Genomic DNA, 12,910 nt, shown 5'->3' with positions numbered 1-12,910 from the left:
ATGCCCTGCAGGCCGTGCGCGACGGGCGCTCGCTCACCGATGTGCTGGCCCGCTGCCCGGCCGAGCTGCGCCCGGCCACCCAGGCCCTGAGTTTCCATGTGCTGCGCCTGTGGGGCAGTGCCCAGGCCGCGCGCGCCGTGCTGGCGCCCAAGAATCCGCCGCCGCGGGTGGACAGCCTGCTCACCGGCGCCCTGGCCCTGCTCTGGCCCACGGGCGAGGCGCCGCTCTATGCCGAACACACGGTGGTGGACCAGGCCGTGGAGGCCGCGCGCCAGCGCGCCCCGGCCAGCGCCGGTTTCGTGAATGCGGTGCTGCGCCGCTTTCTGCGCGAGCGCGAGGCCACGGTGCGCGCCGCCGAGCGCGACCCCCAGGGCGCCTACAACCATCCGCCCTGGTGGATTGAGCGGGTGCGCCAGGACTGGCCCAGCCAGTGGCAGGCCGTGCTGCGCGCCAACAACCAGCACCCGCCCATGACCCTGCGCGTCAACAGCCGCCAGGGCAGCGTGCAGGCCTATCAGGAGCGCCTGGCCGCCCTGGGCATGACGGCCCGCCCCGTGGGGCCGCTGGCGCCCCAGGCCCTGGTGCTGGACAAGCCCCAGCCCGTGAGTGCGCTGCCGGGCTTTGCCCAGGGCGCCGTCTCGGTGCAGGACGCCGCCGCCCAGCTGGCCGCCCCCCTGCTGCTGGACCCGCGCCCGGCCCAGCAACACCTGCCCCCGCTGGAGGCCCTGCCGCCCGGCGCCCGGGTGCTGGACGCCTGTTCCGCCCCCGGGGGCAAGACCGCGCACCTGCTGGAGCTGCGCCCCGATCTGGAGCTGCTGGCCCTGGATGCCGACGCCGGCCGCCTGGCCCGGGTGCAGGACAACCTCCAGCGTCTGCAGCTGCAGGCCCCCGGCCGGGTGGCGCTCAAGGCCGCCGACGCCCGCGACACCGCCGCCTGGTGGGACGGTCGGCCCTTTGACGCCATCCTGCTGGACGCGCCCTGCAGCGCGGCCGGCATCGTGCGCCGTCATCCGGATGTGCGCTGGCTGCGCCGTCCGGGCGATATCGGCGCCCTGGCCCAGATCCAGGCCCAGCTGCTGGACGCGCTCTGGGCCCTGCTCAAGCCGGGCGGGCGCCTGGTCTATGCCACCTGCTCCATCTTCAAGACCGAGGGGCAGGCGCAGGTCGATGCATTTTTGCAACGCCATGCCGACGCGCGCTCGCAGATGGTGCAAGGCGTCACGGGGCATCTGCTGCCCCTGGCTGACAATGCAGTCCCACAGGGCGAGGGGGCCGCGATGGTCGACGGTTTCTTCTACGCCTTGCTGCGGAAGAACTAAGCCCTTGCTCCCGGTTTCACGCCTGTTTGCTGTTTTTCTGCTGCTCCTGGCCCTGCTGCCCGGAGCGCCGGCCCGTGCCGATGGCGTGGAGCTGAGCCAGCTGGTGGTGGAACGTCGGGAGGAGGCGCTGGTGCTGAGCTTCAGCACCCGCTTCGAGCTGCCCCGTGCAGTGGAAGACGCGCTGATGAAGGGCGTGCCCATCTACTTTGTGGCCGAGGCCTCGTTGCTGCGCTCGCGCTGGTACTGGCGCGATGCCCGGGTGGCCCAGGTTTCGCGCAGCTGGCGCCTGGCGTGGCAGCCGCTGACCCGGCAGTACCGCGTCTCCACCGGGGGGCTGAATCAGAGCTTTTCCAGCCTGACCGAGGCTTTGGCCTCGATGCGCGGGGTGGCGGCGTGGCGGCTGGCGGATCTCAAGGACCTGGATGAAGAGTCCCGCCACTATCTGGAGTTCAGCTACCGGCTGGACACCAGCCAGCTGCCCCGGCCCATGCAGATCGGTCTGGGTTCACCCCAGGGTTGGGCCTTGAGCGTTGAGCGCAGCCTGACCCTCTCGCCCGAGTTGCTGAGTCCGAGCAAGCCATGACGCGTGCGGCGCGCTGGGCCTGGCTGCTCTCCCTGGTGGTGGTGACCGGGGCCTGCGGCGTGTTGGCTTTCTTGTTGTCCATCGGCGCGACCACGCCTCGCGGGTTCTTTGAGCGGCACTACGTCTGGCTGTTCTGGCTCAATGCGTTGGTCGCGGGGGTCTTGATCCTGGTCATTGGAACGGCCTCGGTGCGACTGCTGCTGCGGGTGCGCCGGGCTCAGTTCGGCAGCCGTCTGCTGCTCAAGCTGGCGGGCATTTTTGCCCTGGTGGGCCTGGTGCCCGGCCTGCTGATCTACACGGTGTCCTACCAGTTCGTGAATCGCAGCATCGAGAGCTGGTTCGATGTACGCCTGGCCGGCGCCCTGGAGGCTGGCTTGAACCTGGGACGCAGCACCCTGGACGGCCTGGTCAATGACACGGCAGGCAAGACCCTGGATGCGGCCGAACGCTTGGCCGAAGCGGCGGCGAACGGCCAGCCGGTGCAGCTGCTGGGGCTGGAGCGCCTGCGCGAGCAGCTGGGCGCGCGCACCGTGGCCCTGGTGGGGGGCAATGGCCAGATCCTGATGGCCGTGGGGGGCGATGCCAGCACGCTCACGCCCGACCGTCCGGCGCCCGCCCTGCTGCGTCAGGCTCGATCGGCCGGTAGCGCCAGTCAGCTGGAGGGGCTGGAGGATGAGGTGCAAGCCTTGGCCTCGCAAAGTCCGGTTCGGATCCGCGCCCTGGCACGCCTGCCCAGCAGCGAGTTCAGCTTGGGAAGCAGCGATCGCTACCTGATGGTGGTGCAGCGCGTGCCGTCCCAGGTGGTGGGCAACGCCCTGGCGGTGCAGACGGCCAGCAGCGAGTATCAGCAGCGAGCCCTGGAGCGCGACGGCCTGCGCCGCATGTATCTGGGCACCTTGACCCTGGTGCTGATCCTGGCCGTGTTCGCCGCCATGCTGCTGGCCATCACCCTGGGCAATCAGCTGGCCCGCCCCCTGCTGCTGCTGGCCGATGGCATGCGCCAGGTGGCCACCGGCGATCTCTCGGCCAAGCCCGTGCTCACCTCGCGCGACGAGCTGGGCGGCCTGACCCGCAGCTTCGCCGACATGACCGACCAGCTCGCCGAGGCGCGCGCCCAGGTCGAGCGCAGTGTGCTGCAGCTGGAGGCAGCCCGCAGCAATCTGCAGACCATCCTGGACAATCTGACCGCCGGCGTCATCGTCTTCGATGCCCAGGGCCAGATCGAGACCGTCAACCCCGGCGCCACCCGCATCCTGCGCCTGCCGCTCTCGGCCTATCAGGGGCGTCGCCTGGAGGAGCTGGCCCCGCTGCAGGGCTTTGCCCAGAGCGTCTGGCATCGCTTCGAGCAGCTGGGCGACAGCCCCGAGGCCGGCGAGCGCGGCACCTGGCAAGACGCCTTCGAGCTGCAGCCGGATCCGAACCAGGACACCCTGACCCTGCTCGTGCGTGGCGCCCAGCTGCCACCGCACGGCCGCTTGCTGGTCTTCGACGACATCTCCGAGGTGGTCTCGGCCCAGCGCTCGGCCGCCTGGAGCGAGGTGGCGCGCCGCCTGGCCCACGAGATCAAGAACCCGCTCACGCCCATCCAGCTCTCGGCCGAGCGCCTGCAGCACAAGCTGGAGGCCAAGCTCGAAGGCAATGACCAGGCCATGCTGGTGCGCTCGGTCGCGACCATCGTCAACCAGGTGCAGGCCATGAAGCAGCTGGTCAACGAGTTCCGCGACTACGCCCGTCTGCCCTCGGCCCAGCTGAAGCCCCTGGACCTCAATGCCCTGGCCAGCGAGGTGCTGATGCTCTACGCCGAGGCCCAGGAGAGCGGCCGCCTGCAGGCGGATCTGTGCAGCGAGCCGCCGGCCATCCTGGGGGACGCTACCCAGCTGCGCCAGGTCATACACAATCTGGTCCAGAACGCGCTGGATGCGGTGGCGGACCGTGGCGATGGCCATGTCACCTTGCGCACCCAGAAGACCAGCAATGAAGCCGGCGAGCTGCGCTCGCTGCGACTGCAAGTCCTGGACAATGGCCCGGGCTTCGCCGACAAGGTGCTCAAAAGGGCCTTTGAACCCTACGTCACGACCAAGAGCAAGGGCACGGGACTGGGCCTGGCCGTGGTGAAGAAGATCGCCGACGAACATGGTGCGAGGGTCCGTCTGGCCAACACCTATCCACAGGCGGACGAGACGCTGCCGCCGGTGGGGGCTCAAGTTTCGTTATCATTTTCAAAATTCGCGACTGCACCGGGCCCGGCCGACGCCGGCATCGCGCACAGGGCCGCGTGAACAGCAGGCATACATGGCAACCATTCTTGTAGTTGACGACGAGCTGGGCATTCGTGCCCTGTTGTCCGAGATCCTCACCGACGAAGGTCACACCATCGAGCTGGCCGAGAACGCCGCCCAGGCTCGCGCCTCGCGCGAGCGCATGCGGCCGGATCTGGTGCTCCTCGATATCTGGATGCCCGACGTTGATGGCGTCACCCTGCTCAAGGAGTGGGGCAGCACGGGTCAGCTGACCATGCCCGTCATCATGATGAGTGGTCACGGCACCATCGACACGGCGGTGGAGGCCACCAAATTCGGCGCCATCGCTTTCCTGGAGAAGCCCATCACCTTGCAGAAGCTTCTGCGCGCGGTGGAGCAGGCCCTGGTCAAGACAGCGCCCAGAACCGTGGCGCCGGCGGGCGCCCTGGGGGCCGCACCCGGCTTGTCCGTGGGCGCCGCTGTTATGAGCTACGGGCGCGGTGCCGAGGCCTCGTCAGCCATGGCGGGTGCCGCGGTCGGCATGGGCGCGCATGGGGCGTCAGGCCTGGGCATGGTCGGGGGCGGCATGCAGGCTGCAGCTATGGGCGGTGCCAATGTGCTCAACGGCAGTCTGCCGGCCTCTGGCTTGGCATCCGAGCAGCTCTTCGAGCTGGACCGCCCCCTGCGCGAGGCCCGCGATGCCTTCGAAAAGAGCTACTTCGAGTTCCACCTCGCCAAGGAATGCGGTTCCATGACCCGCGTGGCCGAGAAGACCGGCCTGGAGCGCACCCACCTCTATCGCAAGCTCAAGCAGCTGGGCGTGGATCTTTCTCGCAATAAAAGAGGTGGCGGGCTCTGAAAGCTGTGTTATAGTCTCGGTCTTCGCTGATCAAGACAGATTGATCAGCAAAAAGAACAAAGGCCAAGTAGCTCAGTTGGTAGAGCAGCGGATTGAAAATCCGCGTGTCGGTGGTTCGATTCCGCCCTTGGCCACCAAACGCAGACCCCTGATTCGAAAGAGTCAGGGGTTTTTGCTTTGGGCGCGTGCAGCGTCACGCTAGCTGCGGCTTGGGTCAGCTGCGGTCTTGTCTTGAGGCCCATCAATACATCTATCGCCCAGGCCTCCCACCGAGGCGGGATTGCTCGATGCGCGCCTGCGCGCCATGCTTGGCGCATGGATGTTTCTTGTGTTTCCTTGCCGCAAGATGGGGCTGCGCAGCACGACGCGCCCGAGAGCGGATCCAAGGCGGGGCAGGTCCTGCCCCTGCGTGCGCGTCAAGGCGTGGGCATTCTGGGCGGGCGCCACAAAGCCAAGCCCAGCTCGGCCGAGGTGCTGGAGAACTTCAAGCGCGCGACGGCCTTGTTTTTCCGTCGCCGTCTGTCCGATCCGCGGCCGCCGGCGCCGCAAGCTCAGGGGGGCAATGCTGGCCCCTGGGTGAGCAGCTGCACCATGCAGGCCTGGGAGGCTGCGCTGGGCAAGAAGCCGCTGACACCTCCCTGGCGCTAGGGCCAGACCCAGACCCTCTACGGGCCTCTTACCAGCTGCCGGTATTGGGCATGGAGGCCCAGGGCTCGGCTGGGGCGAGGGCGGGGCCGTCCTGCAGCAGCTCGACGGAGATCTGGTCGGGTGAGCGCACAAAGGCCATGCGGCCATCGCGCGGCGGACGCAGGATGGTCACGCCGTGGTCGGCCAGGCGCTGGCAGGCGGCATAGATATCGGGCACGGCAAAGGCGATGTGGCCGAAGTTGCGGCCGCCGGTGTAGGCCTCGGCCTTGCCGTCCGCATCGGGCCAGTTGTAGGTCAGTTCGACCTGGGGCTGGTACTTGCCGGCCTCATCGCCGCTGGCGGCCAGATAGACCAGGGTGAAGCGGCCGGCCTCGTGCTCGGTGCGGCGCATCTCGACCATGCCCAGAGCATCGCGGTAGAACTTGAGCGAAGCGTCGAGGTTCTCGACGCGGACCATTGTGTGCAGGTATTTCATGGCTGGAACTCGGGAGTGACGCCGGATCTGGCGGGTTCAATGTTCCATTGTCCCCGCTCAGCCCAGGGCGCGTGCCGGTGAGGCCTTGGCGCCTGGCTCAGTGGCCGGGTGTGAGCAGAACGCGGCGGGCGCTGCTGACGCGGTTGCGCCCGTTTTCCTTGGCGGCGTAGAGGGCCTCATCGGCCCGAGCCAGCAGCGCATCCACGCTGTCCATCTCGGGAGAGAGTTCGGCGCAGCCTATGCTGACCGTCACGGCCGCCGGCAGCTGCAGCGCGGCGATTTCCTGCCGCAGCCGCTCCGCCAGCTGTTGGGCCTGGGCCAGATCGGTGGCGGGCAGGAGCAGGGCGAATTCCTCGCCACCGATGCGAGCCGCCAGGTCTGTGTTGCGCAGACTGGCGCGGCAGCACTGGGCCACCTCACGCAGCACGGTATCGCCCAGCTGATGACCGCCCTGATCGTTGATGCGCTTGAAGTGATCCACGTCCAGCGCCAGCAGGGCCAGGGGCTGGCCGCTGCAGCGGCTCTCGGCCAAGGCGGCTTCGCCGCTGCGGAAGAACTGCCGGCGATTGGGCAGGGCGGTGAGTGGGTCGGTGCGCGCCAGCTTCTCGGTCTCGGCCAGCAGATGCTGGTTGGCGGCCAGCGTTTGGCGCAGCTCGCGCTCTGCGACGTAGAGCTGGCGGTTCAGCCGCTGCACCACCCAGGCCGCCGTGCCCACCACGCCGGCCCACAGGCCGTGGAAGAAGACCACCCGGCGTATGGTGGTGGCGTCCAGCCCCAGCCAGCTCAGCATGGTGGCGCAGACCAGCACGGTGATACCGCCGCAGGCCAGATTGAGCCAGAGCGGGGCCTTGGCGATGAGCAGGCCCATCAGATAGAGCAGGGACGTGGCCAGCACAAACTCGGGGCGGTCCAGCAGCTTGCCGTCGATCACGCAGGCAAAGCCCACGCCCACCAGGGTGTAGAGGGGGTAGGACAGGGCCAGGGGCAGCTGGCGCCCCGGCCTGAACGTCAGCCAGCTCAGCAGGCCCCAGAAGCCCAGATAGACAAAGCGCAGGGTCCGCACCTCGGCCGCGGCCGGCTCGATCAACCAGTCGCCCAGCAGGTAGAGCAGGGGGATGAGGCCGCCGATGCCATAGACAAAGCGCAGTACCGGCCAGGCGCGCTCCGCCTGCCACTGGGCATAGGGCGGCAGGGCGGTGCTGAGCGCGGTTGTGGCGTGGGACAAGGCGGTGGGTGAGGGCGCGAATTGGCCGACATTGTCCGCCCAGCCGGGGCTTTGTGCTCAGAGCACCACGCCCTCGGACCGCAGGGCTGCGACTTCTTGCTCGCCATAGCCCAGCGCGGCCAGCAGCGCCTCGTTGTCGGCCCCCAGCTGGGGCGCGGGCCGGCGCAGCGGCAGGCGCTGGCCGTCCAGGCTCAGGGGCAGCAGGGGCATCCGGGTCTCCCGACCATCCGGCAAGGTGCTGGGCGCCAGGCCGCCGGTGGCCTGCAGATGCGGGTCGTCAAAAAGCTGCTCGGGCCGGGTGATTGGCGCGAAGGGCAGACCCTGGGCCTCGAACACCGCGGCGATCTCGGCCGCGGGACGCGCGGCCAGGCGCTCGCGCAGCGTGGGGATCAGGCGGGCGCGGGCCTGGACGCGCAGGTTGTTGCTGGCGAGCGTGGCGTCGGCCCCCAGATCGTCAAAGCCGAAGGCTTGGCAGAACAGGGCCCACTGCGTATCGCTCACCACGGCCAGAAAGATCTGCTCGCCGCCTGCCACGGTGAAGACGTCGTAGATGCCCCAGGCCGAGATGCGCTCGGGCATGGGCGCGGCCGGCTTGCCGGTGATGGCGTACTGCATCATGTGCTGGGCTACCAGCAAGACATTGTTTTCGAACAGGGCCGACGGCACCTGCTGGCCGCGTCCGCTGGTGTGGCGCTGCTGCAGGGCGGCCAGCACGCCGATGGCGCCGAACATGCCGCCCATGATGTCGTTTACCGAGCTGCCGGCGCGCAGCGGATCGCCCGGCCGGCCGGTCATATAGGCCAGGCCGCCCATCATCTGCACCACCTCGTCCAGCGCGGTGCGGTGCTCGTAGGGGCCGGGCAGAAAGCCCTTGTGCGAGACATAGATCAGGCGCGGGTTCAGGGCCGAAAGCGCCGCATAGCCCAGGCCCAGGCGGTCCATGGTGCCGCTCTTGAAGTTCTCGTTGAAGACATCGGCGCTGGCCAGCAGCTTGAGCACGATCTCCAGGCCGCGCGGCTGCTTGATGTCCAGGGCCAGGCTCTTCTTGTTGCGGTTGAAGAGCGGGTAGAAGCCCGCGCCCGAGCCCAGCAGCTGGCGCGTGTTGTCGCCACTGAGCGGCTCCACCTTGATGACCTCGGCGCCCAGATCGGCCAGCACCATGCCGCAGCTGGGGCCCATCACCATATGGGTGAACTCGATCACCCGGATGCCGGCCAGGGGCAGGTCTTGCTTGTTGTGGCTGATGTCGCTCATGCTGTGAATCCCTTGGGCAGGCCGGCCTCGGCCAGCATGCCGTACAGCGCCTCCTGGGGCAGGCCCTCGCGCAGCGGCGCGCGGGCGGCCAGCAGGCGCTCGATGGCTATGCCGGTGCGCACGCCCATGGCCTCGAACATGAAGACCAGGTCCTCGGTCACCACATTGCCCGAGGCGCCGGGCGCATAGGGGCAGCCGCCCAGGCCGGCCAGGGAGGCGTCGAAGGTGCGCACGCCGGCCTCGTAGGCGGCCAGGCAGTTGGCCAGGCCCAGGCCGCGGGTGTTGTGCAGGTGCGCGGCACCGGCGCGCTCGCCCAGCTCCCGGCGCAGGCGCGTGAAGAGCCGCCGCACCTGGGCCGGGTTGGCCATGCCGGCGGTGTCCGAGAGGCCCACATCGTCCGCCCCCGCCTCGGCACAGGCCAGGGCCAGGCGGATCACGGCGTCTTCATTCACCGCGCCCTGCAGGGTGCAGCCGAAGGCGGTGGACAGGCCCACCTCCACGCCCAGGGCGGGTGCCTGCTCGCGGAGCAGGGCCAGCACGCTGCGCAGCTCCTCCAGCATGGCCTGCGGGGTCTTGTGCACATTGGCCAGGGAATGGGCCTCGCTCACCGAGATGGGCAGGCTGATCTTGTGCGCGCCTGCGGCGATGGCGGCCTCGGCCCCGCGCCGGTTGGGCACCAGGGCCAGGGTGGCGAGACCGGGCAGGCCGCGCGCAAAGGCGATCAGCTCGCCGGTGTCGGCCAGCTGGGGCAGCAGGCGCGCCGGCACAAAGGAGCCCAGCTCGATCTCGCGCAGGCCGGCGGCGTGCAGGGCCGCCACCCAGCGCTGCTTGGCGGCCGTGGGCATGGTGGTGGCCACGCTCTGCAGGCCGTCGCGCGGGCCCACCTCGCTGATCAGGACCTCGGGTTCCTGGGTGCTGCTTGACATGTTCTATCCAATGGAACAGAGTTCTGAAAAGTATCGCCTTCGACCCCAGCCCCGTCAACCATGCCCCGCAAAGCCGCCACCCCCTCCCTGGCCGACACCGAAGCAGCGCCTGGCGGTGTGGCCGCGGCCGACAAGGCCCTGAGCCTGCTCAATGCCTTTCGCGCCGGTGACAGCACGCTGAGCCTGAGCGAGCTGGCCGAGCGCACCCAGCTCTACAAGAGCACGGCCCTGCGCCTGCTGGCCTCGCTGGAGCATGCGCAGCTGCTGCAGCGGCGGGCTGACGGGCGTTATGCCCTGGGGCCGGGCCTGGCGCGGCTGCACGGCCTCTACGCCGCCTCCTTCTCGCTGGAGGCCGAGGTGATGCCGGTGCTGCAGGCCCTGGTGGCCCGCACGCGCGAGAGCGCGGCCCTGCATGTGCGCCAGGGCGAGCAGCGCCTGTGCCTGTACCGCGTGGACTCGCCCCAGCCCCTGCGCGACCATCTGTGCGCGGGCGATCTGCTGCCCCTGGAGCGCGGCGCGGGTGGGCGTCTGCTGCTGGCCTATGGCGGCGCGCGCGGCAAGCTCTATGAGCGCATACGCGCCGAGGGCCTGGCCGAGCTGGATGGCGACCGCGTCCAGGGTCTGGCCGGCCTGGCCGCGCCGGTGTTCCGCGCTGGCGGCGAGCTGGTGGGCGCCCTGACCCTGAGCCTGCCCAGCAGCCGGCTCAAGCCCGGCCTGGGCGAGACCCTGCGCCAGGCCGCGGCTCGGCTCAGCCGTCGCTTGGGGTCGGAGCAGAACTGACGTAGATTCGCGGGCGCAATCCGGCGCAGCGCCGGTGTGAACAAGTCAAGCGAGGGAAAGCAGCATGAGTTTCAAGGTGTGCATCGTGGGGGCGGGCGCCATAGGCGGTTGGTTCGGCGCTTATCTGGGCCACAAGCTGGGCGCAGAGGTGCAACTCAGTGCCTTGGCGCGCGGTGCCACGCTGGCTGCCCTGCGCTCCCAGGGCCTGCGTCTGGACACGCCGACCGGCGAGAGCCTGAGCGTGCCTCTCAAGGCCAGCGACAGCACCGAGGCCCTGGGCCTGCAGGATCTGGTGGTGGTGGCCGTCAAGGGCCCGGCCCTGGCGGCAGTGGCGCCGGCCGTGCGCGCCCTGATGGGCCCCGAAACCCGGGTGCTGGTGGCCATGAACGGCGTGCCCTGGTGGTTCTTCCGCGGCCTGGGTGGTCCGCTGGAGGGGCAGGCCCTGGAGACGGTGGACCCGGGCGGCCTGATCGCCGCCCAGATCCCGGCCGAGCGCGTGATCGGCTCGGTGGTGCACGCCAGCTGCGCCACGCCCGAGCCCGGCCGCGTGCGGCATGTGATGGGCATGGGCCTGATCCTGGGCGATCCGGCCGGTGGCCGGCCCGCGCATGTGGAGCAGCTCGCGGCCCTGCTGCAGCGCGCCGGCTTCAATGCCACGGTCTCGGAGCGCATCCAGCGCGACATCTGGTTCAAGCTCTGGGGCAATATGACCATGAACCCCATCTCGGCCCTGACCGGGGCCACGGCCGATCGCATCCTGGACGACGAGCTGGTGCGCGGATTCGTCACGAACGTGATGCGCGAAGCCGCCGAGATCGGTGCGCGCATCGGCTGCGGCGTGGACCAGACGCCCGAGCAGCGCCACGAGGTGACGCGCAAGCTGGGGGCCTTCAAGACCTCCATGCTCCAGGACACCGAGGCCGGCCGCCCGCTGGAGCTGGACGCCCTGGTCGCCGTGGTGCGCGAAATCGCCCAGAAGCTGGACCTGCCCACGCCCCATACCGATGCCATGCTGGGCCTGACGCGACTGATGGCGCGCACGCGCGGTTTGTACTGAGCTTTGCTGCATGCGCAGAGCGCCCAGGCCTTGGGCGGGCCGGGGCGCTCTGTCACGGCGCGCTGGCAGCATGGCCGGCGTGTACCCCAAGAAGGAGAGCGCCATGCCGATCAAGACCCCTGCTGTTCGATCCTGGGTCGCCGCCCTGCTGCTGACCCTGTCCGGCGGCTGGGCCCTGGCCCAGCCCCTGCTGATCGCCCACCGCGGCGCCAGCGGGCACCGACCCGAGCACACGCTGGCGGCTTACGAGCTGGCCATCGAGCAGGGCGCCGACTACATCGAACCCGATCTGGTCATGAGCCAGGACGGGGTGCTGCTGGCGCGCCACGAGCCGCTGCTGGCGCGCGTGGAGCTGGAGGCCGATGGCCGCACGATCAAGCGCGGCGTGGACGGCAAACCGGTGCTGCATCGCACCGACACCAGCAGCAATGTCTGGCAGCTGGAGAAGTACGCGGATCGCCTGACGGTGAAGCAGGTCGATGGCCGACCGATGGCGGGCTGGTTTGCCGAGGACTTCACCGCGGCCGAGATCCGCGCCGACATTCGCGCTCAGGAGCGCCTGCGCGATCTGCGTCTGGCCAACAAGGCCTTTGATGACCGCCTGCCCATCCCCACACTGGACGAGGTGATCGCCCTGGCCAAGGCGCGCGGCGTGGGCATCTACCCCGAGACCAAGCACCCCAGCTATTTCAAGGCCTTCACGGATGCGGCCGGCCTGCCGCGCATGGAAGACACCCTGCTCAAGGCCTTGCACGCGGCCTGGGGCAACCGGCCCGAGGCGCCGGTTTTCATCCAGTCTTTCGAGGTGGCCAATCTGCAGTACCTGCGCGGCAAGACCCAGCTGCGCCTGGTGCAGCTGCTCAGCGCCAGCGGCAAGCCCTATGACTTCACCCTGGCCGGCGATGCGCGCGGCTATGCCGAGCTGGCCCAGCCCGCGGGCCTGGACTTCATCAAACGCTACGCCAACGGCATCGGCCCGCACCTGAACCTGATCATCCCGCTGCAGGCCCAGCAGCTCGCGGCCGAGCCCACGCCCCTGGTGGCCGAGGCGCAGCGCCGCGGCCTGGTGGTGCATGGCTGGACCTTCCGCGCCGAGAACAGCTTCCTGCCCAAGGACTTCCAGAACAGCGCCGACAAGGCGCCCGGCGCCCTGGGCGATATGGCGGGCCAGCTGCGCCGCTTCCTGGCCACGGGCATGGACGGCTTCTTCAGCGACCAGCCCGATCTGGCGCGCGCGGCCCTGCCGCCCAAGCGCTGAGCGCTAAAGCAGTGCGGGCGGCGCGGGCGGCTCAGCCCCGGGCCAGCCAGCGCGCGAGCGCCCCTTCGGCCAGGGCGCCCGCGGGCAGGGCCTGGCGCAGGCGCGGCTCCAGGCTGGCGGCCTCGCAGCCGGCCTCCTGCAGTGCGGCGCGCAGGGCCGGCGCATCCCAGAGCAGCAGGCCGCAGTCCTGCTCGGCCATGATGGGCTCGGCATAGGGCGCCAGGGCGCTCAGGGCCGCGGCCCCGGCCCAGTGGCCGGCGCCCACCACGCGGCTGGGGGCGGGCGG

The 12,910-nt window shown here is 69.8% G+C and carries 13 protein-coding genes and 1 tRNA gene; 9 read left to right on the top strand and 5 right to left on the bottom strand.

Going from position 1 to position 12,910, the window contains the following annotated elements:
• The 6 genes from rsmB to ACK5F2_RS06010 form a co-directional block, all read left to right on the top strand.
• Positions 1-1,319, top strand: a 1,319-nt coding sequence (gene rsmB, locus ACK5F2_RS06035) for a 16S rRNA (cytosine(967)-C(5))-methyltransferase RsmB (RefSeq protein ID WP_409863494.1), incomplete at its 5' end; no start/stop codon positions are given.
• A gap of 4 nt (positions 1,320-1,323) precedes the next feature.
• A complete protein-coding gene (locus ACK5F2_RS06030; protein WP_409863493.1) occupies positions 1,324-1,902 on the top strand; it encodes a DUF4390 domain-containing protein in 579 nt (192 codons plus the stop codon).
• Complete coding sequence (locus ACK5F2_RS06025) at positions 1,899-4,181, top strand: ATP-binding protein (RefSeq protein WP_409863491.1); 2,283 nt, start codon at positions 1,899-1,901, stop codon at positions 4,179-4,181. Before ACK5F2_RS06030 ends, ACK5F2_RS06025 begins: the two co-directional genes overlap by 4 nt.
• 13 nt (positions 4,182-4,194) lie before the next feature.
• Positions 4,195-5,001, top strand: a complete 807-nt coding sequence (locus ACK5F2_RS06020) for a response regulator (protein WP_409863490.1) — start codon at positions 4,195-4,197, stop codon at positions 4,999-5,001.
• Positions 5,002-5,062: 61 nt separating this feature from the next.
• Positions 5,063-5,138, top strand: a tRNA-Phe gene (locus ACK5F2_RS06015).
• Between the two features lie 178 nt (positions 5,139-5,316).
• A complete protein-coding gene (locus tag ACK5F2_RS06010; protein ID WP_409863489.1) occupies positions 5,317-5,649 on the top strand; it encodes a hypothetical protein in 333 nt (110 codons plus the stop codon).
• 28 nt (positions 5,650-5,677) lie between these two features.
• Here ACK5F2_RS06010 and ACK5F2_RS06005 read toward each other — a convergent pair whose 3' ends face one another.
• From ACK5F2_RS06005 to ACK5F2_RS05990, 4 genes are all read right to left on the bottom strand, one after another.
• Positions 5,678-6,124, bottom strand: a complete 447-nt coding sequence (locus ACK5F2_RS06005) for a VOC family protein (protein ID WP_409863488.1) — start codon at positions 6,122-6,124, stop codon at positions 5,678-5,680.
• Between the two features lie 97 nt (positions 6,125-6,221).
• Complete coding sequence (locus ACK5F2_RS06000) at positions 6,222-7,349, bottom strand: diguanylate cyclase (protein WP_409863487.1); 1,128 nt, start codon at positions 7,347-7,349, stop codon at positions 6,222-6,224.
• A 57-nt stretch (positions 7,350-7,406) separates the two neighbouring features.
• Positions 7,407-8,603 (bottom strand): CaiB/BaiF CoA transferase family protein, encoded by a 1,197-nt coding sequence (locus ACK5F2_RS05995; RefSeq protein ID WP_409863486.1) that lies wholly within the window; start codon positions 8,601-8,603, stop codon positions 7,407-7,409.
• Complete coding sequence (locus ACK5F2_RS05990; protein WP_409863485.1) at positions 8,600-9,529, bottom strand: hydroxymethylglutaryl-CoA lyase; 930 nt, start codon at positions 9,527-9,529, stop codon at positions 8,600-8,602. Before ACK5F2_RS05990 ends, ACK5F2_RS05995 begins: the two co-directional genes overlap by 4 nt.
• A 60-nt stretch (positions 9,530-9,589) precedes the next feature.
• Here ACK5F2_RS05990 and ACK5F2_RS05985 point away from each other — a divergent pair, with 60 nt between their 5' ends.
• The 3 genes from ACK5F2_RS05985 to ACK5F2_RS05975 all read left to right on the top strand — a co-directional run bounded on the left by ACK5F2_RS05985 (position 9,590) and on the right by ACK5F2_RS05975 (position 12,624).
• The gene (locus ACK5F2_RS05985) at positions 9,590-10,309 is read left to right on the top strand and encodes an IclR family transcriptional regulator (protein ID WP_409863483.1); all 720 of its coding nucleotides are present in this window, start codon (positions 9,590-9,592) and stop codon (positions 10,307-10,309) included.
• 64 nt (positions 10,310-10,373) lie between these two features.
• Positions 10,374-11,366, top strand: coding sequence for a 2-dehydropantoate 2-reductase (locus ACK5F2_RS05980; protein ID WP_409863481.1), 993 nt, complete (start codon positions 10,374-10,376; stop codon positions 11,364-11,366).
• Between the two features lie 103 nt (positions 11,367-11,469).
• A complete protein-coding gene (locus ACK5F2_RS05975; protein ID WP_409863480.1) occupies positions 11,470-12,624 on the top strand; it encodes a glycerophosphodiester phosphodiesterase family protein in 1,155 nt (384 codons plus the stop codon).
• Positions 12,625-12,655: 31 nt separating this feature from the next.
• On the opposite strand, the gene ACK5F2_RS05970 is transcribed toward ACK5F2_RS05975, so the two are convergent.
• On the bottom strand, positions 12,656-12,910 hold a 255-nt coding region (locus ACK5F2_RS05970; protein WP_409863479.1), incomplete at its 5' end, for a hypothetical protein.

The organism is Roseateles sp. (assembly GCF_046300915.1).
In the GTDB taxonomy this organism is placed as follows: Bacteria; Pseudomonadota; Gammaproteobacteria; order Burkholderiales; family Burkholderiaceae_C; genus Kinneretia.
This window is presented reverse-complemented; position numbering and strand designations above follow the sequence as displayed.